This window comes from Plantactinospora sp. KLBMP9567 (genome assembly GCF_033446045.1).
GTDB lineage: Bacteria > Actinomycetota > Actinomycetes > Mycobacteriales > Micromonosporaceae > Plantactinospora.
In genome coordinates, this window is sequence record NZ_JAWQRR010000065.1 from 13,104 (window position 1) to 33,400 (window position 20,297).

General features: G+C 73.7%; 15 protein-coding genes and 1 riboswitch. Of the genes, 6 read left to right on the plus strand and 9 right to left on the minus strand.

Translation table 11 applies throughout. The features are described from left to right. Positions 1-126: 126 nt before the first annotated feature. From R6Y94_RS43305 to R6Y94_RS43315, 3 genes are read right to left on the minus strand one after another with little or no spacing between them, the layout of a single operon-like run. Positions 127-1,884, minus strand: a complete 1,758-nt coding sequence (locus R6Y94_RS43305; protein ID WP_318396118.1) for a precorrin-2 C(20)-methyltransferase — start codon at positions 1,882-1,884, stop codon at positions 127-129. Beyond that, entirely contained in the window at positions 1,881-2,510 is a 630-nt protein-coding gene (locus R6Y94_RS43310) for a precorrin-8X methylmutase (RefSeq protein WP_318396117.1), read from the minus strand. Before R6Y94_RS43310 ends, R6Y94_RS43305 begins: the two co-directional genes overlap by 4 nt. Continuing rightward, a complete protein-coding gene (locus R6Y94_RS43315) occupies positions 2,507-3,832 on the minus strand; it encodes a precorrin-3B synthase (protein ID WP_318396116.1) in 1,326 nt (441 codons plus the stop codon). Before R6Y94_RS43315 ends, R6Y94_RS43310 begins: the two co-directional genes overlap by 4 nt. 68 nt (positions 3,833-3,900) lie before the next feature. Further along, positions 3,901-3,974, plus strand: a riboswitch (cobalamin riboswitch). A gap of 56 nt (positions 3,975-4,030) precedes the next feature. On the opposite strand from R6Y94_RS43315, the gene cobN reads away from it, so the two are divergent. Beyond that, positions 4,031-7,720 carry a cobaltochelatase subunit CobN gene (gene cobN / locus R6Y94_RS43320; RefSeq protein WP_318396115.1) on the plus strand — a complete coding sequence of 1,230 codons (3,690 nt, stop codon included), beginning with the start codon at positions 4,031-4,033 and terminating at the stop codon, positions 7,718-7,720. A 71-nt stretch (positions 7,721-7,791) separates the two neighbouring features. Here the strand turns inward: cobN and R6Y94_RS43325 are convergent, their stop codons facing one another. Further along, positions 7,792-8,220 carry an STAS domain-containing protein gene (locus R6Y94_RS43325; RefSeq protein ID WP_318403088.1) on the minus strand — a complete coding sequence of 143 codons (429 nt, stop codon included), beginning with the start codon at positions 8,218-8,220 and terminating at the stop codon, positions 7,792-7,794. A gap of 187 nt (positions 8,221-8,407) precedes the next feature. Further along, positions 8,408-9,439, minus strand: coding sequence for an acyl-CoA desaturase (locus tag R6Y94_RS43330; RefSeq protein ID WP_318403090.1), 1,032 nt, complete (start codon positions 9,437-9,439; stop codon positions 8,408-8,410). 180 nt (positions 9,440-9,619) lie between these two features. Here R6Y94_RS43330 and R6Y94_RS43335 point away from each other — a divergent pair, with 180 nt between their 5' ends. Together R6Y94_RS43335 and R6Y94_RS43340 are read left to right on the plus strand one after the other, a co-directional pair. Continuing rightward, the gene (locus R6Y94_RS43335; RefSeq protein ID WP_318403092.1) at positions 9,620-10,855 is read left to right on the plus strand and encodes a sensor histidine kinase; all 1,236 of its coding nucleotides are present in this window, start codon (positions 9,620-9,622) and stop codon (positions 10,853-10,855) included. Then, a complete protein-coding gene (locus R6Y94_RS43340; RefSeq protein ID WP_318403094.1) occupies positions 10,807-11,442 on the plus strand; it encodes a response regulator transcription factor in 636 nt (211 codons plus the stop codon). The genes R6Y94_RS43335 and R6Y94_RS43340 overlap by 49 nt, the downstream gene beginning before the upstream one ends. A gap of 78 nt (positions 11,443-11,520) precedes the next feature. On the opposite strand, the gene R6Y94_RS43345 is transcribed toward R6Y94_RS43340, so the two are convergent. From R6Y94_RS43345 to R6Y94_RS43360, 4 genes are all read right to left on the minus strand, one after another. After that, entirely contained in the window at positions 11,521-12,063 is a 543-nt protein-coding gene (locus R6Y94_RS43345) for a HEAT repeat domain-containing protein (protein WP_318403096.1), read from the minus strand. Between the two features lie 685 nt (positions 12,064-12,748). Continuing rightward, complete coding sequence (locus R6Y94_RS43350; protein ID WP_318403098.1) at positions 12,749-14,167, minus strand: cobyrinate a,c-diamide synthase; 1,419 nt, start codon at positions 14,165-14,167, stop codon at positions 12,749-12,751. Continuing rightward, entirely contained in the window at positions 14,164-14,778 is a 615-nt protein-coding gene (cobO, locus tag R6Y94_RS43355; protein WP_318403100.1) for a cob(I)yrinic acid a,c-diamide adenosyltransferase, read from the minus strand. Before cobO ends, R6Y94_RS43350 begins: the two co-directional genes overlap by 4 nt. After that, positions 14,778-17,081, minus strand: a complete 2,304-nt coding sequence (locus R6Y94_RS43360; protein ID WP_318403158.1) for a VWA domain-containing protein — start codon at positions 17,079-17,081, stop codon at positions 14,778-14,780. The genes cobO and R6Y94_RS43360 overlap by 1 nt, the downstream gene beginning before the upstream one ends. A gap of 461 nt (positions 17,082-17,542) precedes the next feature. Between R6Y94_RS43360 and cbiE the strand changes: the two genes are divergently transcribed. From cbiE to cobF, 3 genes are read left to right on the plus strand one after another with little or no spacing between them, the layout of a single operon-like run. Further along, a complete protein-coding gene (gene cbiE, locus R6Y94_RS43365; RefSeq protein ID WP_318403102.1) occupies positions 17,543-18,775 on the plus strand; it encodes a precorrin-6y C5,15-methyltransferase (decarboxylating) subunit CbiE in 1,233 nt (410 codons plus the stop codon). Beyond that, the gene (gene cobM, locus R6Y94_RS43370) at positions 18,766-19,518 is read left to right on the plus strand and encodes a precorrin-4 C(11)-methyltransferase (RefSeq protein ID WP_318403104.1); all 753 of its coding nucleotides are present in this window, start codon (positions 18,766-18,768) and stop codon (positions 19,516-19,518) included. The genes cbiE and cobM overlap by 10 nt, the downstream gene beginning before the upstream one ends. Before the next feature lie 11 nt (positions 19,519-19,529). Then, positions 19,530-20,291: a precorrin-6A synthase (deacetylating) gene (gene cobF, locus R6Y94_RS43375; protein ID WP_318403106.1), complete on the plus strand. Its 762-nt coding sequence runs from the start codon at positions 19,530-19,532 to the stop codon at positions 20,289-20,291. Positions 20,292-20,297: the final 6 nt, after the last annotated feature.

Below are 20,297 nucleotides of genomic sequence, written 5' to 3' on the forward strand. Positions count from 1 at the left end.
GTCCCCCTGTCTCAGCACCGCCCGCCTCGGGCGGTCCACTGAATGTTCGGACAGCGCGGCTTCACGCCGGCTTCAGCTCGGCGGCCGGGCCGAACCGGCGTGCGCCTGGGCGGTCCGCCGACGGCGTCAGCCGGGATAGGTGCGGGGCGTCCAGACCACGGTCGAACCGTCCGCCCGCCGGTCGGTCCGGGTGGTGGACGAGCCGACGATCAGCAGGCAGCGCATGTCCACATCGGATGGATCGAGTTCGGCCAGCGGGACCACGGTGATCCGCTCCCCCGGCCGGCCCACGTCCCGGGCGATCACCACCGGCGTGTCCGCGCTCCGGTGCCGGAGCAGCACCTTCTGGGCCGCCTCGACCTGCCACCGGCGGCTGGCCGAGGCCGGGTTGTAGAGCGCCAGCACCAGGTCGGCGGCGGCCGCGCCGGCCAACCGCTGCTCGATCACGGTCCAGGGCTTCAACCGGTCCGAGAGGGAGAGCACCGCGAAGTCGTGGCCGAGCGGGGCGCCGATCCGGCTCGCCGCCGCCTGCGCCGCGGTCAGCCCGGGCAGCACCCGTACCGGCACGGCGCCGAACCGCCCGTCGGTGGTGGCGACCTCCAGCACCGCCGTGGCCATCGCGAAGATCCCCGGGTCGCCGGAGGAGACCACCGTCACCCGGGCGCCGGCCAGGGCGAGTTCCAGGGCGTGCCGGGCCCGGTCGATCTCGACCTGGTTGCCGGAGGTGTGCCGGTGCTGTCCGGGACGGTGCGGCACCCGGTCGACGTACGGGCCGTAGCCGACCAGGTGTTCCGCCTCGCGCAGCGCCTGGCCGGTCTCCGGGGTGAGCCAGCCGCTGCCGGCGGGGCCGAGGCCGACCACCGTCACCCCGCCGGCCGTCACCCCGCCCTCGGCAGCCGCCCCGCCCTCGGTCGCCGCCGTCGGGGCGGTCGACGCCGCCACGCCGACGCCGGCCGCGACCGCGTCCCCGGTGGGACTGGTCAGCACGGCGAGGGAGAAGTACGGCACCCCGTCCGGGTCGACCTCGACCAGCGGCAGTTCCCGGCCGGTGGCGGTGGTGGCCCGTTCGACGTACCAGGCGTCGGCCAGCCGTCCGGCATCGGCAAACGCCGCCCGTACCTGCGGAAACGTCCGTCCCAGTTTGAGTACCGCGGCAGCGTCCGTGTCGGCCAGCCGGCGGGTCAACTCGTCGGCCGGCAGCGTACCGGGCAGCACGGTGAGCACCTCGTCCCGCTCGACCAGCGGCCTGCCCAGTACGGCGGTGGCGGCGCTGATCGAGGTCACCCCGGGTACGACCTCGGCGGGAAACCGGTGCGCCAGCCGTTCGTGCAGGTACATGTAGGAGCCGTAGAACATCGGGTCGCCCGCGCAGATCACCACCACGTCCCGACCGGCCGACAGGTGCGCTGCCAGCCGCTCGGCGCTGGCGTCGTAGAACTCGGTGATCGCCGCCTCGTAGCCGCCCGGATGGTCGGTGGTCTCGGTGGTGACCGGATAGACCAGCGGCTCGGTCAGTTGGCCGTCCCGGAAGTAGGGCTCGGCAATGGACCGGGCGATGCTGCGGCCGTGCCGGGCCGAGTAGTAGGCGACCACGTCGGCGGCGCCGATCAGCCGGGCCGCCTTCACCGTCACCAGTTCGGGATCGCCCGGCCCGACGCCGACGCCACGCAGCGTGCCCGGCCGCCGGCCACCGTCCCCTGCCGATCCACCGCCGGCCTTGCCGACCGCAGCGGATCCACCGCCACCGACCGCAGCCGATCCACCGTCACCGACCTCGCCAGCCGCAGCCGACCCACCCCCGCCGACCTCGCCGGCCGCCCGCTCGCCACCAGCGCCGACCCGCGCCGGCCCCGCCGATCCACCGCCAGGCTCGGTCGCGCTCATTCGACCTCGCTCGCGATCGCGTTGACGGCGGCGGCGGTGATGGCACTGCCGCCGCGCCGACCGTGCACCACCAGGTACGGAATGCCGGCGTCGTGCGCGGCCAGCGCCTGCTTCGACTCGGCCGCCCCGATGAACCCCACCGGTACGCCGACGATCGCCGCCGGCCGGGCGGCCCCCTCGTCGATCATCTCCAGCAGCCGGAACAGCGCGGTGGGGGCGTTGCCGATCGCCACCACAGCGCCGTCGAGCCGGTCCCGCCACAGTTCGAGGGCGGCCGCGCTGCGGGTGGTGCCGAGCCGGCGGGCCAGCTCGGGCACCTCGGGGTCGCGCAGCGTGCAGAGCACCTCGTTGTCGCGGGGCAGCCGGGCCCGGGTGATGCCGGCGGCGACCATCACCGCGTCGCAGAGAATCGGCGCACCGGCCCGCAGCGCGGCCCGACCGGCGCGGACCAGGTCGGGTGCGACCTCGACGTCGTCGACCAGGTCGACGCTGCCGCTGGCGTGGATCATCCGGACCACCATCGGCGCGATCTCCGGCGGCAGCGCGGAGAGGTCGGCCTCGGCCCGGATGGTCGCGAACGACCGACGGTAGATCTCCGCGCCGTCGCGGATGTACTCGTAGCTCACTTCTGCCTTTCTGCCCGTACGGCCAGGGCGGCCGCCGGGGTGCCCGGTCGGCTGGTACCGCCCGCCTCGATCCGGTATCCGGTGCCGGTGGCGACCGCCAGTACGGCCGGTCCGGCGGGTCGGCCGCAGCGGCGCTCGCAGCCGACCACGTGCACCGGAAGCGCCGTCCCGCCCGCCGGACCGGCGTCGGCCAGCGCCTCGGTGACGTCCCCCCGCACATCGGCGAGGGCACTGGCGCAGCCGGGCCGGCCGGTGCAGGCCGTCACGCCGAGCCAGGGCGAGGCCGGGTCGACCAGCAGCCCGGCCGTGGCCAGCCGGCCGACGATATCGGGTCCACCGGTGTCGAGCACCAGGCTGCGCCACGGGGTGACGATGATCTCGTCCCTGCCGGCGAGGTCGGCCAGCAGGTGCGCCTGGTCGGCGGTCAACCGGCCGAGCCGGACCCCGGCCACCACCACACCGTCCGGACGGGCGCCCACCACTGGTGCCGGCGCGGCACCGGACGTCCTGGGCGGGGCTGCGCCCGCAGAGGCCAGCGCGGCAGAAGTGCCACCGGACGCCCCGGACGGGAACGCGACCGCAGAGGCCAGCGGTGCCGGAGCGGCACCGGACGCCCCGGGCGGGGCCGTGACCGGGGAGGTGGGACGGCCGAGCGCGGCGGTGACCCGGGCCGGCCCAGCCGGCAGGTCCGCCAGCCGCCACAGGTCCCGGCGCTCACCCCGGACCCGCAGGAAGGCACGGGCGGCGGCGACCAGCAACTCGACGACCTCGTCCGGGCCGGCCCGCAGCCCGGTGTCGGTGCCGGCCAGCCAGAGGGTCTGCGAGCCGCCGGTCCAGCACAGGTCGGCGCCGAGGGCGGCGACGTCGTGCCGGCCGTCGTCGAGGGCGAACAGGAACCGGCCGCTGAGCGACGCCAGGTCGGCGGCGCCGCGCAGCGCTGCGTCCAGGTCCCGCACCAGCGGGCGTACGTCGAGCCGCCCGGCCCGGTCCCGCCCGCTCAGCGGGGAGGCCAGCAGGTTGCGCACCCGCTCGTGGGTGGCGGTGGGCAGCAGCCCCACCTCGGCGATCCGATCGGCGACCCGGCGTACCGCGGCGTCGTCGGCGAGGCGGCGGAGTTGGAGGTTGCCCCGGGAGGTCAGTTCCAGCGCGCCGTCGGACTCGTCCCGGGCGAGGTCGGCGAGGACGCGCAGTTGGGCGGGGCGCAGTTGACCGCCGGGCAGCCGTACCCGCACCAGCAGCCCGTCGGCGGCCTGGTGGGCCCGCAGCGCACCGGGACAGCGGTCCTCCGGCGGCCGGGGGGACGGGGTGGCGAGGGCGGACACGGGCTCATCGTAGAGTCGTGGTCCTCGGCGCCGGCCGGCGGCGAGAAATGCATCACGCGGTGGACCCGGAGGAACCCGGTGCGAGTCCGGGGCGGTCCCGCCACTGTCACCGACCTGCGTACGGGTCGGGAGCCAGACACTCCGGACCACCGTGACACGGACCACGACCACGGGCGCGGACCCGGGGAGGAGCCACCCATGCCTGCGGCGGACGCTGCCACCATCCTGCTCTTGTCCACTTCGGACACCGACCTGCTCTCCGCTCGCGCCAGCGGCGCGGCGTACCGGCTGGCGAACCCGGCCCGGATCGACCTCGCCGAGCTGACCGACCTGGTCGACGGCGTCGACCTGGTGGTGGTGCGGATTCTCGGCGGCGCCCGGATCTGGGCCGACGGGCTGGCCACACTGCGCGCCGGCACCCGGCCGGTGGTGGCGCTCGGCGGCGAGCAGACCCCGGACGCCGACCTGATGGCCCGGTCCACGGTGCCGGCCGGCACCGCCGCGCAGGCGCACGCCTACCTGGCCCAGGGCGGGCCGGAGAACCTGCGCGAACTGCACGCCTTCCTCTCCGACACGGTACTGCTGACCGGGCACGGCTTCGCCCCGCCGGTCGCGCAGCCGAACTGGGGCGTCCGGTCCCGCCCGGCCCGCGAGGCGACCGGGCCGGTGGTCGGCATCCTCTACTACCGGGCGCACCAGCTCAGCGGGAACACCGGCTTCGTCGACGCGCTGGCCGAGGCCGTCGAGGAGGCGGGCGGCCGGGCGCTGCCGGTCTTCTGCGCCAGCCTGCGTACCCCGGAACCGGAGCTGCTGGCGACGCTCGGTGCGGCCGACGCGCTGCTGGTCACGGTGCTGGCGGCCGGTGGCACCCGCCCGGCGGACGCCGCCGCCGGCGGCATCGAAGAGGCCTGGGACGTCGGCGCGCTGGCCGCGCTGGACGTGCCGATCCTCCAGGCGCTCTGCCTCACCTCCACCCGGGCGTCCTGGTCGGACAGTGACGACGGCCTCTCCCCGCTGGACGCGGCGACCCAGGTCGCGGTGCCGGAGTTCGACGGGCGGCTGATCACCGTGCCGTTCTCGTTCAAGGAGACCGACACCGACGGGCTGCCGCGCTACGTGGCGGACCCGGAGCGGGCCGCCCGGGTCGCCGGCACCGCCGTCCGGCTGGCCCGACTCCGGCACGCCTCCGCCGAACAGCGCCGGATCGCCCTGGTGCTGTCGGCCTATCCGACCAAGCACGCCCGGGTCGGCAACGCGGTCGGGCTGGACACCCCGGCCAGCGCGGTACGCCTGCTCCGGACGATGCGGGACCTCGGCTACGACGTCGGCCCGGTCGACGGCCCGGACGCGCTACCCGGACTCGTCCCGGCGACCGCCGGCGAGACCGGATCCGACGCCGGCTCCCCCGACACCGGGCTGCCCGACGGTGACCGGCTGATCCACGCGTTGATCGCGGCCGGTGGCCAGGACCAGGAGTTCCTGACCGAGGAGCAGCTCGCCACCAACCCGGTACGGATCCCGCTGGCCCGCTACCGTCGCTGGTTCGACGCACTGCCGGCGGAGCTGCGCGAGGCGATGGTCACGCACTGGGGGCCGCCGCCCGGGCAGCTCTACGTCGACACCTCCCGGGACCCGGACGGCGAGATCGTGCTCGCCTGCCTGCGGGCCGGCAACGTGGTGCTGATGATCCAGCCGCCGCGTGGCTTCGGCGAGAACCCGGTCGCCATCTACCACGACCCCGACCTGCCGCCGACGCACCACTACCTGACCGCGTACCGGTGGCTGGACGAGGAGTTCGGCGCGGACGCCGTGGTGCACCTGGGCAAGCACGGCTCGCTGGAGTGGCTGCCCGGCAAGACCGTCGGGCTCTCCGCCTCCTGCGGCCCGGACGCGGTACTCGGCTCACTGCCGCTGGTCTATCCGTTCCTGGTCAACGATCCCGGCGAGGGAGCGCAGGCCAAGCGGCGGGCGCACGCGGTGATCGTCGACCACCTGGTGCCGCCGATGGCCCGGGCGGAGAGCTACGGCGACATCGCCCGACTGGAGCAGCTCCTCGACGAGTACGCCAACATCGCCGCGATGGACCCGGCCAAGCTGCCGGCGATCCGGGGACAGATCTGGACGCTGATCCAGGCCGCCCGGCTCGACCACGACCTGGGTCTGGAGCAGCGCCCGCACGACGCCGAGTTCGACGAGTTCCTGCTGCACGTGGACGGCTGGCTCTGCGAGGTGAAGGACGCGCAGATCCGGGACGGCCTGCACGTGCTCGGCGAGCCGCCGACCGGCGAGGCCCGGGTCAACCTGGTGCTGGCGATCCTGCGCGCCCGGCAGGTCTGGGGCGGGCAGGCCGGCGCCGTGGACGGGCTCCGGGCCGCGCTCGGCCTGACCGAAGGCGGCGACCAGCAGGGCACCGCCGAGGTCGACCGGGTCGAGGCGGTGGCCCGGGCCCTGCTCGAGGCGATGGAGGCGCGGAACTGGGCGGTCGACGCGGTACCGGCCGTGCTGCACGACGTGCTGGGCGACGACGATCCGCGCGCCTCGGCGGTACGCCCGGTGCTGGAGTTCGCCGCCACCGAGGTGGTACCCCGGCTGGCCCGGACCACGGACGAACTGACCCACCTGCTGCACGCCCTCGACGGCGGGTACGTGCCGGCCGGGCCGAGCGGGTCTCCGCTGCGCGGACTGGTCAACGTGCTGCCGACCGGCCGGAACTTCTACACGGTGGACCCGAAGGCGATCCCGAGCCGGTTGGCGTACGCCACCGGGCAGGCGATGGCGACCTCACTGGTGGAGCGGTACCGGCGGGACACCGGCGAGTGGCCGCGCTCGGTCGGGCTCTCCGCCTGGGGTACCTCGGCGATGCGGACCGCCGGGGACGACGTGGCCGAGGTACTGGCCCTGATCGGCGTGACACCGACCTGGGACGAGGCGTCCCGCCGGGTCAACGGCTTCGAGATCGTGCCGCTGGCCGAGCTGGGCCGGCCGCGCATCGACGTGACCGTGCGGATCAGCGGCTTCTTCCGGGACGCGTTCCCGCACGTGCTGCTGCTGCTCGACGACGCGATCCGGGCGGTGGCCGCGCTCGACGAGCCGGACGAGCAGAACTTCCTGCGCGCACACGTCCGGGCCGACGCCGCCCGGCACGGCGACGAGCGGCGCGCGACGAGCCGGATCTTCGGCTCCAAGCCGGGCGCGTACGGCGCCGGACTGCTGCCGCTGATCGACAGCGGAAACTGGCGGGACGACGCCGACCTGGCCGAGGTCTACACGGTCTGGGGCGGCTTCGCCTACGGGCGCGGGCTGGACGGGCGGCCGGCCCGGGAGGAGATGGAGGACGCGTACCGGCGGATCGCGGTGGCGGCGAAGAACACCGACACCCGGGAACACGACATCGCCGACTCCGACGACTACTTCCAGTACCACGGCGGGATGATCGCCACGGTGCGGGCTCTGACCGGGCAGGCGCCCCGGGCGTACATCGGGGACAGCACGACTCCGGACGCGGTGCGGACCCGGTCGCTGACCGAGGAGACCGCCCGGGTGTTCCGGGCCCGGGTGGTGAATCCGCGCTGGCTGGCGGCGATGCGCCGGCACGGCTACAAGGGCGCGTTCGAGCTGGCCGCCACCGTCGACTACCTCTTCGGGTACGACGCCACCGCCGGGGTCGTCGCCGACTGGATGTACGAGGACCTGGCGCGGACGTACGCCCTCGACGCCGAGAACCAGGAGTTCCTGCGCCGGTCCAACCCGTGGGCGCTGCGGAACATCATCGAACGGCTCTCCGAGGCGGCCGACCGGGGGCTGTGGGCGAAACCGGACCCGGCGACGATGGCGGCGCTGCGGGAGACGTACCTCCGCGTCGAGGGCGACCTGGAGGGCTCCGGGTGAGTCCTTGACCGTTCTTCACCTTGCGCTTGCGCTGGCGGGACGGAATCGGATGCCCAGGTAGCGGGTTGCGGTCAGGCGGCAACCACCACGCTGGGTGGCTCCGCCGGGATCGCAGGGGTGGGCCTCGTCCCGGACGGATATGTCGATCTTGGGCGAAGGCGCTGCGGTTGCTCGATGGGGGCGGTGAAGATGCCGAGCAGCCCGGTCACCTCCAAGACGCGGCGAACGAAGGGTTGCGGATCGGTGACTCGCAGCTCGCATCCGGCCTCGCCAGCGGCGTTGCGCACGCCGACGAGCGCGCCGATGCCGGCGCAGTCCAGGAACGCAACCCCGGCGAGGTCCACGACGAGGACTGCGGGAGTCTGATCCCGCAACAGGGTGAGCAGCTTGTCGCGGAGCGCCGGCGCGGTTGCCAGGTCGATCTCTCCGGTCACGCCGAGCCGGGCCGTCGCTGGCTGCGGATGACTTGTGTCGATGGGTAGGGGCGCGAGCGCGGTCACAGGCGAAAGATTGGGAGCCATCGTGCTCCTCCAGCTCAACTGCAGACATGAATCGCTTGACGGGCGGGCGAGGGCTGGACCCTAGGCCGGGAAGCAACGCCCCAGTCGTACTGTGGCCGTTGCAGGCTCGACAAGCTGCGCACGTCCGTGCGGCGCGGCTACCCCGAAGGCTACACGCAATCCTGACTCAGCGTGCCGCGTGTTCGGCGCGGGCCGGTGCGCCCACCTGGTGCAGGTATTGCAGGGCTTGCCGGTAGGAGGTGATGAGGCTGGTCTGTTCGTAGGCGACGCCGATCTCGGCGCAGTACGCCTGCACGATCGGCTGGGCCTTGCGCAGGTTGGGGGTCGGCATGCCGGGGAAGAGGTGGTGCTCGATCTGGTAGTTCAAGCCGCCCAGCGCCGCGTCGGTCAGCCAGCCGCCGCGGACGTTGCGGGAGGTCAGCACCTGCTTACGCAGGTAGTCCTCGTCACCGGTCGGGTGCGGCATGCCCTTGTGGTTGGGTGCGAACGTCATGCCGAGGTAGACGCCGAACAGCGCTTGGTGTACCAGCAGGAAGGCGAGGGCCTGCAGCGGCGAGAGAACGATCAGCAGTGCCGAGAGGTAGCCGACGGCGTGCAGGATCAGCAGCGTGGTTTCCAGGCCGGGGCGCTTCACGGTGCCGCTGCGCAACGCCTTGATGCTGGACACCTTCAGGTCGGCGGCGAGCAGGGTGAGGAGCGGGAAGAACAGCGCAGCCTGATGCCGGGTGATGAAGCCCTTCAGCCCGCGCCGGCCGAGGGCCGACTTCGTGGCCCAGATGAGCACCTCGGGCGCGACGTCCGGGTCGAGGTCGTCATGGTTCGGATTGTTGTGGTGACGGGTGTGCTTCTCCATCCACCAGCCGTAGCTCATCCCGACCCCGAGGTTTCCGGCCAGCCGTCCGGCGAATTCCCCGGGGCGTTTGGTACGGAACACCTGGCGATGTGCCAGATCATGCGCCACGAGCGCAACCTGGGTGAACGTGACGGCGAGGAACGCGGCCGTCACCAACTGCCACCAGGATGAGCCGATGACGAAGAACGCGGTCCAACCGCCGAGGAACATGAGCGTGACGACAGTCAGTCGGACAACGTAGTAGGCGGGTCGGCGCTGCATCAGCCCTTCGCCGCTGATCCGCCGGGACAGGACGGCGAAGTCGCTGCCGGTCGTTGCCCGCGACGGCGTCATGGTGATCGTCATGTTTCTATCAAACCCGCTCGATGCCGCGTCGTCAGGAGCGCTACGTCCTCCAACGCGGAGGTGCTAGCACCACGATTGAGCCGTGGGTCCGCGGGCACAATATGACCTGTGAACGCGGCCGGGACTGGCGAAGGGTTGGGCCGGTGGGCCCGGAGCGGTGCCCGCTCCGTGCTGTCCGGCATGGCCGGGATCGGTCTGGCGTTCACCAACGTACCGCTGCTCGCCGTGTCCGTTGTCGTGCTGGCCCTGACGCCGGTGCCGTTCCTCGGTCTGGCGCTGGTGCCCTGGACGATGACGCTGGTCCGGATGCGTGCCGATCTTGAGCGCAGACGTGCCTCACGGACCGGTGTCCTGGTGACACGCCCGTACCACCCGCCTCCGGACGGGGCCGTGGCCGGTGGCTGGCAGCGCTTCCGGTGGATCGTGACGGACCCGGCCACCTGGCGCGATCTTGCCTGGCTCGCGCCCGGCGCGATCGTCGGGTTCACGCTCGGGACGATCCGTGCGGTCGTGCCGCTGTACGGGCTCGCGGGCCTGACGCTGACGCCGCTGTGGATCTGGCTCGGCACCGGCTGGTACGGCTACGGCGCCATCTGGTCCATCGACACGTTCAGCGACGGGCTGCTCTGCCTGCCGCAAGGCGCCGTCATCCTCGCCGGCGGCCTGTGGGCCGCGCCGTGGCTGGGCCGCGTCGACGCGTACTTCGCCCGGCTCTTCCTCGCGCCGACCAGGGCTGCCGAACTCCGGCTGCGCGTCACCCAGCTGACGGTGACCCGGGCGGACACCGTGGATGCCCAGGCGGCGGAGCTGCGCCGCATCGAACGCGACCTGCACGACGGCGTCCAGGCCCGCCTCGTCTCGCTGGGCATGATGATCGGTCTGGCCGACGAATTGATCGACCGGAATCCGGTGGCGGCGCACGAACTGCTCGCCGAAGCACGTGAGTCCAGCGGCACGGCGCTCGTCGAGCTGCGGCACCTGGTCCGCGGCATTCACCCGCCGGTGCTCGCCGAACGCGGCCTCGACGGCGCGGTCCGGGCGTTGGTGCTCAGCCTGCCGATACCGATCACGGTCGACGCCGCCCTTCCTGGCCGGCCCGACACACCCGTGGAGTCCGCGGCGTATTTCGCCGTCGCCGAGACGCTGACCAATATGATCCGGCACAGCCGCGCGCGCACCGGATCGGTGTCGTTACGGCATACCGACGGAGTACTGACGATGGTCGTCACGGACGACGGCACAGGAGGTGCAGACCCCGCCTCCGGCACCGGTCTGCGCGGCATCGAACGCCGCCTCGCCGCGTTCGATGGCACGATCACGCTGTCGAGCCCGCCCGGGGGACCCACCGTCATCACCATGGAGCTGCCGTGCGCATTGTCATCGCCGAGGACCATGCCCTCCTCCGTGACGGACTGACCCGCCTCCTGCAGGCCTTCGACTTCGACGTCGTCGCAGCGGTCGACAGCGGCCCGGCGCTGCTGCCCGCCCTGATCACACACAAGCCACAGGTGGCGGTCATCGACGTCCGCCTTCCCCCGACATTCACCGACGAAGGTCTGCAAGCCGCGATCGCGGCCCGCGCCCAGATCCCCGGCCTGTCGGTCCTCATGCTCTCCCAGCACGTCGAGCCCCTCTACGCCCGCGAACTGCTCAGCACCCCGCACGGCGGTGTCGGCTACCTGCTCAAGGATCGCGTGTCGGACGTCGGCGAGTTCGTCGCCGCCGTCCGCCGGGTCGCCGACGGCGGCACCGCCATGGATCCTGAAGTGATCTCGCAACTGCTCGCCCGCCGGGAGCCACTCGCGGTACTCACCGCCCGAGAACGCGAGGTGCTCGGCGTGATGGCCGAAGGCCGCTCCAACGCCGCGATCGCGGCCAAGCTCCGCATCACCGAGAAAGCCGTGAGCAAGCACATCAACAACATCCTCACCAAACTAGATATGCCGCCCTCCGACGACGACAACCGCCGAGTCCTCGCCGTCCTCACATACCTCAATGCCTGAACTCAGGGAAGCGGACACCGGGCACCCGGCACGACTCCGGCCCGGCAGGCATCGCGGCAGGCTCCGGTAGGGATCTTCTCAGGAAGGATCGTCACCGACTCGGGGGCCGTTCGCGCGGACGATCTCATCGATCGCGTCCTCGATGGATTTGCAGAAGAGTGCCTGGAGGCGTCTGCCTACGTCGTTCTCCGGCGTGGTGACTCGGAGGCGGCTCAGGATGGCGCGCATGGGTTCCACCGCCCGCGGGTCGCCGAGCCTTCCAAGCGCTCCGGCGACCGTGTCGAGGGTGAGGTCGGCGGGGTTGGCCAGGCGCTTGAGCAGGACGTCGGTCGCTCGCAGATCACCGATGTTCCCGAGCGCGATGACGGCGGTATCGCCGGCACCGCGTGTCTGCTGGGCAAGGGGCATCAGCGGTTCCACGGCACGTGGGTCGCCGATGTGGCCGAGCGCCCTGGCCGCCTGCTCGGTCAGCGCGGGATCGCCGAGCAGGCCGATCAACGGCTGCACGGCATCGGGATGTCGCAGGTCGGCGAGAAACCAGAGGGCGCGCAGCCGGGTGTCCTGGTTGCGGTGGCCCAGCGCCTTCAGCAAGCCGGCGGTGTCGCCGCGCTCGTGCAGCACCGGCCAGGTCGGCCCGGTCTCCCAACCGCGCCTGCCTCCTGGCCCGGCGGTCGTAGGTACGAGCCAGGGCAAGGGCCCGGCTGCGCAGCCGGAGGGCGGTGGCGATCTCCTCGGGCGCTGCCCGGTAGTCCAGGTACGGCTGGTAGTACTCGCCGGAGATCGTGTAGGCGGTCCGGAACACCTCGCCGTACTTGGCCTCGATGGCGCGTGCCCTGGCGGCCGTCTTCTCGGCCGCCTGCTCCATCCACTGCGCCACCTCGCGCAAATGACGAGCGGTCTGGGTTGGAGTCATGTCACCCTGGTCCGCCAGGAGTGCCCGCGCAGACCGCTGGGCCGGGTGTTCAGGACGCTGGCCGAACCGGGAGACCGCCCAGACGAGGTTTCGGATCGGGCGCCGCCTCATGGACAACCACCAACCACCCGACTTCGCCACATCTACGACCATACTCCGCGTCAGCGATGGGTCGCGTGCCACCGTCAGGCGGCCGCCACGTCGAGCCGTCCGCCGAATCGGTCAATAGCCGAGGGAAATTCCCGCTGGAATTCATCGCCAGCCTTCTGTCGCACCCCACAGGATGGCATTCGGAAAGGGCACGAACGATAGGCGTTGTCAGCCGGGGCGCCGCGCTGATCAACAATCCTTCTGAGCAGATCAGCCAGGGGTGGGTCGGGGCGTGTTCCGGGCCTACCGGGCCGCCGGCCACACCGGCACCGGTGCTCCGGCGTACCGGGCCGCCGCCGTGCCGAACCGGGCGGCCAGCGTCGGATGCCCGGCCCAGTGGACGTGCAGGTAGGAGGCGTGCAGGTTGCGGTCGACCACGCCCTCCTCGACGGCCGCGTCGAGCCCGTGCGGGCGGGACGGCCGGGGCCGGAACCGCCACGCCGGCACCCGACCGGCACCGTACTCCACCTGAGTACGGTGGAACTCGTGCCCGGTCACCGCCGTTCCCGGGTCGGTCAGCAGGCTGGTGCCGGTCGCGACCGCCTCCCGGTAGCCGAGGGTGAGCCGGCCGGTCATCCGGGCCGAAGCGTCCAGCACCCCGGTCATCGGGTGCTCGTCGAGGTCCCGGCACAGGTAGAGCAGCCCGGCGCACTCGGCGACCACCGGCATCCCGGCCCGGGCCGCCCGGGCGACCGCGCCGCGCAGTCGGGCGTTGGCGGAGAGTTCGGCCGCATAGACCTCGGGGAAGCCGCCGCCGAGGTAGAGGCCCGCGCAGTCCGGCGGCAACGCCTCGTCGCGCAGCGGATCGACGGGTACGACCCGGACGCCGGCAGCCGCGAGGAGTTCGTCGGTCTCGGCGTACCGGAAGGTGAACGCCGAGCCACCGGCGACCGCGACCGTCACCGGGGCCAGCCGGGGCACCTCCTCGTCCGGTCGCCAGCACCCGGCGGGCAGCTCCGGTGCCTGGCGGGCGACGGCGAGCACCGCGTCCAGGTCCACCGCCCGGGCGAGCTGCCCGGCGAGCGCGTCGACGGTACGCCGGGCCGCGGCCCCGCGTTCGGTGGCCGGCACGAGTCCGAGATGCCGGCTCGGGGTGTCCAGGGACGCGTCCCGGCGCAGCGCCCCGAGCACCGGTACCCCGGTCCGGGCGACCGCCTGCCGCACCTCCGCCTCGTGGGTCGGTGAGCCGACCTTGTTCAGGATCACGCCGGCGATGGTCAGCTCCGGATCGTAGGAGGCGAAACCGTGCACCAGCGCGCCGATGCTGCGGGAGGCGCCGGAGACGTCGACCACCAGCAGCACCGGGCTGCGGGTCAGCCGGGCGACGTGCGCGGTGGAGGCGAACCCCTCCCGCCCGATGGCGCCGTCGTGCAGCCCCATCACGCCTTCGAGCACCGCGACGTCGGCCGGCACCGGCACCGCCGCGCCGTGGCGTAGCAGCGGGACGATCCGCTCCTCGCCCTGCAGATGCGGGTCGAGGTTGCGACCCGGCCGGCCGGTCGCCACCGCGTGGTAGCCGGGGTCGATGTAGTCGGGGCCGACCTTGTGGCCGCTGACCGCCAGGCCCCGCTCGCGCAGCGCCGCCATCAGCCCGGTCGCCACCGTGGTCTTGCCCTGCCCGGAGGCGGGCGCCGCGATCACCACCCGGGGCAGCCGGGTCACCACTCGATCCCCCGCTGCCCCTTCTGGCCGGTGTCCATCGGGTGCTTCACCTTGGTCATCTCGACCACCAGGTCGGCGGCCTCGACCAGCCGGGCGTCGGCGTCCCGGCCGGTGATGACCACGTGCTGGTGGCCGGGCCGGTTCCGCAGGGTGTCGACCACCTCGTCGACGTCCACCCAGCCCCACTTCATCGGGTACGTGAACTCGTCGAGCACGTAGAGCCGGTGCCGCTGCTCGGCGATCCGGCGCCGGATCTCGTGCCAGCCTTCCAGGGCATCGGCGGCGTGGTCGGCCTCGGTGCCGGACCGGCGGCTCCAGCTCCAGCCGGCGCCCATCTTGTGCCACTCGACCGGGCCGCCCTCGCCGGTCTGCTCGTGCAGCCGGCCGAGCGCGAGCAGCGCGGACTCCTCGCCGACCCGCCAGCGGGCCGACTTGACGAACTGGAAGACCGCGATCGACCAGCCCTGGTGCCAGCCCCGCATGGCCAGCCCGAACGCCGCCGTGGACTTGCCCTTCATCGCGCCGGTGTGCACCATCAGCAGCGGCCGGTTGCGGCGCTGCCGGGTGGTCAGCCCGTCGGCGGGTACCGACTCCGGCTGTCCCTGCGGCATCAGGCGGCCCTCCCCCGGCCGGCTCCGGAGCTTTCCCGGGCCGATCCGGAGCCTTCCCGGGCCGATCCGGAGCTTTCCCGGGCCGATCCGGCGCGCGGCCCGGAGCCGCTCCGGCCGGTCCCGCCGGGCGCGAATTCGGCGCCGGCTCCGCTACGGGTACGGATGTCTGTGCGGCTGCGCACCGCGCCGGTCAGGGTGCCGGCGGCGACCTGTTCCAGCGGCAGGTGTTCGGCACCGAGTGCCCCGGCCAGTTCGGCGGCCAGCCCGAGCCGGATCCGTCCCGCCTCGCAGTCGACCACCACCGAGCGGACGCCGCTGCCGGCGAGCAGCCGGGCGGCGTACCGGGAGCGGGGTACCGCGTCCGGGCCGGCGGTGGCCCGCCCGTCGGTCAGCACCACCAGCAGCGGGCGGCGGCGCGGGTCCCGGATCCGCTCCACCCGCAGCACGGCACCGGCCCGCAGCAGCCCCTCGGCCAGCGGAGTACGGCCTCCGGTCGGCAGCTCGGCGAGCCGGGTGGCGGCGACGTCCACACTGGACGTCGGCGGCAGCGCGAGTTCGGCACCGCCGCCCCGGAAGGTGACCAGGCCAACCTTGTCCCGCCGCTGATAGGCGTCGAGCAGCAGCGACAGTACGGCGGTCTTCACCTCCCGCATCCGCTGCCGCGCCGCCATCGAGCCGGAGGCGTCGACACAGAACAGGATCAGGTTCCCCTCCCGACCCTGCCGGATCGGCACCCGGACGTCCTGCGGCCGCAACTCCAGCTCGATGCCGCGCCGGCCGCGCGCCCGCTGGTGCGGTGCGGCCGCCCGGAGCGTGGCGACCAGATGCGGCCGGTTGCCCGCGTACACCCTGGACGGCGTGGTTCGGATCGTCTGCCCGACGGTGGTGACCGCCGGTGACCGGCGCCCGGCGACGCCCGCCCCGACGCCCGGTACGACCAGCAGCCGGGCCCGGTACGGCCGCTCGGCGGCCAGCGTCCGGCTCCCGCCGGTCGCCCCGGTACCCGACCCGTCCGGTTCCGCCGAGCCGTGCGGCGCGGCCGGCACCCTGACCCGGTCCGGCCGCTCCGGTCCGCCGCCGTCACCGTTGCCGCCGTCGCCGTTGCCGTTGCCTGCACCGTCCGGCGGGGCGTCGGTTTCGGCGGCGGGACCGGTGGCCGGTGGAGTCCCCGGTGCCGGGCCGGTGTCGTCGGGTGGCGGCGCACCGCCCGGGCCACCCGGGTCGGGCTCGTCCGGGCCGGGCCCCTGTGGCGGCGGGCCACCGTCCGGAGGCGGCTCGGCGGGCTGGTCGAGGCCGGCCCCGGCGAGCGCCTGGTCGAGCCGCTCCTGTTCGATGCCGGGCGGGTCGAACGGGTCGCGCCGACGGCGGTGCGGGAGCGCCAGCCGGGCGGCGACCCGCACGTCCACCCCGGCGACCGTGGTACGCCCGCACCAGGCCGCATGCGCCATCGCGGTCCGCGCGGTCACCAGGTCGGCACGCATTCCGTCGACCTCGAACGAGGCGCAGACCATGGCGATCCGGTGCAGGGTGTCGTCGTCGAGCCGTACCTCGGGGAGCAGTCGACGGGCCTGCGCGATCCGGGCGGCGCGCTCGGCGTCCGCCGCCGCGTACCGGCCGGCGAACCCGTCCGGGTCGGCCTCGTAGCCGAGCCGCCGGCGGGTCACCTCGGCACGTACCGCCGGGTCGCGGCTGGCCGCCACCTCGACGGTCAGGCCGAACCGGTCCAGCAGTTGCGGGCGGAGTTCGCCCTCCTCCGGGTTCATCGTGCCGACCAGGACGAACCGGGCGGCGTGCGCGATCGAGACGCCCTCCCGTTCCACGGTGGCCCGACCCATCGCCGCCGCGTCCAGCAGCACGTCGACCAGGTGGTCGTGCAGCAGGTTGACCTCGTCGACGTAGAGCAGTCCACGGTGTGCCGAGGCGAGCAGCCCCGGCTCGTACGCGGTGACGCCGTCGCGGAGTGCCCGTTCCAGGTGCAGGGCGCCGAGTACCCGGTCCTCGGTCGCGCCGACCGGCAGCTCGACGAGCCGGGCCGGCCGGGTCGCCGACGGCGCCACCGGATCGTGCGGCCCGTCCGGATCGTGCGGCCCGTCCGGATCGTGCGGCCCGTCCGGGCAGTCCGGGTCGGGTGTGGCCGGGTCGCAGGAGAACCGGCAGCCGGTAACGACGGTCACCGGTGGCAGCAGTGCGGTCAGCGCCCGGACGACGGTGGACTTCGCGGTCCCCTTCTCGCCCCGGATCAGCACTCCGCCGATGGCCGGCGAGACGGCGCTGAGGGTGAGCGCGAGTGCCATGTCGTCCATTCCGACGACGGCGGAGAACGGGTACGACCGCACGGGGCCAACCTCCTGCCTCGCGGGTGTCCACGCCCGCGACCGGTCCGGTACCGGGCCGCCCGGAGGGTCGACCCGGGACGGGGGCGAGTGTCTGGCTCCCGGCCGTCGGCCGGTCACAGTGGCGGGACCGCCCCGGAGTCGCCGGCCCTGCTGGACCGACCCACCGGCGTTCCTCGCCGCACCGTCGCCGCCGATGATGACACAGCCGGCCCGACCGGGCATCGGCGGCGGTGCGGTGCGCAGGCAGGTCCAGGACGACGTGGCCCGCCCGAACGCGCATCGGCGGCAGCGGGGCGCAGGGCACGCCGACCGCCTCGACCCCGGATCGACCCCGGATCGTGGCCATCGGCACCGACCTGGTCGCCCTGCGATGACGCGGCTCACCCGGCGGGGCATCGGCGCCGGCGGGTCGGCTAACGTTCCGGCTCGTGACCGCGACGAGTGCCAGACCTGGGCTGACCGTGGTCGGCATCGGCGCGGAGGGTTGGGCCGGGCTCGGCGAGGCCGGCCGGCGGGCGTTACGGACGGCCGAGGTCGTGCTCGGCGGCGGACGGCAGCTCGACCTGCTCCCTGCGGAACTGCCGGCGCACCGGGTGAGCTGGCCGAGCCCGCTGCTGCCGGCGCTGCCCGGCCTGCTCGACGCGTACGCCGACCGCCGGCTCGCCGTGCTGGCCAGCGGCGATCCGATGTGGTTCGGGATCGGGGCGCGGATCGTCGAACTGGTCGGCCCCGACCGGGTGCAGATACTCCCGCACCCGTCCTCGATCAGCCTGGCCTGTGCCCGGCTCGGCTGGCCCGTCGAGCGGGTCAGCGTGGTCAGCGCGGTCGGCCGCGACCTGGCCCGGGTACGCCGGGTGCTCGCCCCCGGCCGGCGGATCCTGCTGCTCAGCGCGGACGCGTCGGCACCGTCGGCGCTGGCCGGCCTGCTCACCGAGGCCGGCTACGGGGCAAGCCCGCTGACCGTGCTGGCATCGCTGGGGACCGGGCACGAGCAGCGGCTCGACGGGACCGCCCAGGGCTGGCCGCATCCGTCGGGCGATCCGTTGAACGTCGTCGCGGTGCACGCCACGGCCGGGCCGGACGCCATACTCCGCTCGACGATGCCGGGCCTGCCGGACGAGGCGTACGCCCACGACGGGGCGTTGACGAAACGGGAGGCGAGGGCGCTGGCGCTGGCCCGGCTCGCCCCGGCTCCCGACGAACTGCTCTGGGACGTCGGCGCGGGCTCGGGCAGCATCGGCATCGAGTGGCTGCGGGCCGAGCCGACCTGCCGGGCGGTGGCGGTCGAGGCCAGGGCGGACCGGGCCGAGCGGATCGCCGGCAACGCGTCGATGCTCGGAGTGCCGGAGCTGGAGGTGGTGGTCGGCCGGGCACCGGCGGTGCTGGCCGGGCTGCCGACCCCGGACGCCGTCTTCGTCGGCGGCGGGCTGGCCGCCGAGGGTGTCTTGGACGCGTGCTGGGCGGCGCTCGCCCCGGGCGGCCGGCTGGTCGCGCACGCGGTGACGATCGAGGGGGAACGCGAGTTGACCATTCGTGCCGAGCGACTCGGCGGCGACCTGACCCGGCTCGGCGTGGAGCGGGCCGCGCCGCTCGGCGGCTTCACGGCGTGGAAGCCGGCCCGGGCCCTGGTGCAGTGGGCGGTGGTCAAGCCGTGCCGGTGACCTTCATCGGTGCCGGACCGGGCGCCGCCGACCTGATCACGTTACGCGGGCAGCGAGTGCTGGCCCGCGCCCAGCTCTGCCTCTACGCCGGCAGCCTGGTCCCGGCGGAGCTGCTCGAGTCGTGTGCACCGGACACGGAACTGGTGGACACCGCCGACCTCACCCTGGACGAGATCGTGGCCCGGATGGTCGACGCGCACCGGGCCGGCCGGGAGGTGGCCCGGCTCTGCTCCGGCGACCCGTCGATCTACAGTGCGGTGGCCGAGCAGTTGCGCCGGCTCGACGAGGCAGGCGTGCCGTACGAGATCGTGCCCGGCGTGCCGGCCTTCGCGGCCGCCGCCGCGACGCTGGGCCGGGAGCTGACCGTGCCGACGGTCGGGCAGACGGTCATCCTGACCCGGGCCCGCGCCCGGTCGACGGCGATGCCGGACAGTGAGGACCTGGCGGTACTCGGCGCCAGCCGGGCAACCCTGGTGCTGCACCTGGCCGTCGGCCGGACCCCGGAGCTGGTCGAGCAGCTCGTTCCGCACTACGGCGCCGACTGCCCGGTCGCGGTGGTCGCTCGGGCCAGCCGCCCCGACGAGCTGGTGCTGCGCGGCACCCTGGCCGACATCGCCGACCAGGTCGAACAGGCCCGGGTACGCCGGACCGCCGTGATCATCGTCGGCCGGGTGCTGGCCGCCGAAGGCTTCCCGGACTCATACCTCTACTCCGCCGGCCGTGAGCGGTCGGCGAAACGCTAGGACGGCCGATCGTGCGGAAGATCCTCGTCATCGGCATCGGGGCGGGTGACCCCGACCAGTTGACCCTGGAGGCGGTCCGGGCGATCGCCGAGGTCGACGTCTTCTTCGTCCTGGACAAGGGTGCCGCGAAGCAGGACCTGCTCGGGCTGCGCCAGGAAATCCTGCGCCGGCACCCGACGAAGCCCGGCCACCGGGTGGTGGAGCTGCGGGACCCGGACCGGGACCGGACCGCGCCGGCCTACGTGGACGCGGTGGACGAGTGGCGCCGCCGCCGGGCCGAACTGCTGCGGGTGCTGGTCCGGGACGAGGTACCGGCCGACGGCTGCGCCGCCTTCCTGGTCTGGGGCGATCCGGCACTCTACGACAGCACGCTCGGCGTCATCGAGGAGATGCTGGCCGACGGGACGGTCGAGTTCGACTACACGGTGATTCCCGGGGTGAGCAGCGTTTCCACACTGGCCGCCCGGCACCGGATCGGGCTGAACCGGGTCGGCCGGCCGTTCCAGGTCACCACCGGCCGGTTGCTGGCCCAGGGCTGGCCGCCCGGAGTGGACGACCTGGTGGTGATGCTCGACGCGCACTGCACGTTCACCCGGGTCACCGAGCCGGACGTGGAAATCTACTGGGGTGCCTACCTCGGTACCGCCGACGAGATCCTGGTCGCCGGCCCGCTCGCCGAGGCCGGGCCACGGATCGTCGAGGTACGCCGGGCCGCGCGGGAGCGCAAGGGCTGGATCATGGACACGTACCTGCTGCGCCGCCGGACGCGCTGACCACGC

Excerpts from the sequence above, each read along its gene's own strand:
- R6Y94_RS43305 (WP_318396118.1), bottom strand. The coding sequence starts at position 1,884 with ATGAGCGCGACCGAGCCTGGCGGTGGATCGGCGGGGCCGGCGCGGGTC.
- cobN (WP_318396115.1), top strand. The coding sequence starts at position 4,031 with ATGCCTGCGGCGGACGCTGCCACCATCCTGCTCTTGTCCACTTCGGAC.
- R6Y94_RS43330 (WP_318403090.1), bottom strand. The coding sequence starts at position 9,439 with ATGACGATCACCATGACGCCGTCGCGGGCAACGACCGGCAGCGACTTC.
- R6Y94_RS43335 (WP_318403092.1), top strand. The coding sequence starts at position 9,620 with ATGGCCGGGATCGGTCTGGCGTTCACCAACGTACCGCTGCTCGCCGTG.
- cobO (WP_318403100.1), bottom strand. The coding sequence starts at position 14,778 with ATGCCGCAGGGACAGCCGGAGTCGGTACCCGCCGACGGGCTGACCACC.
- R6Y94_RS43360 (WP_318403158.1), bottom strand. The coding sequence starts at position 17,081 with ATGGACGACATGGCACTCGCGCTCACCCTCAGCGCCGTCTCGCCGGCC.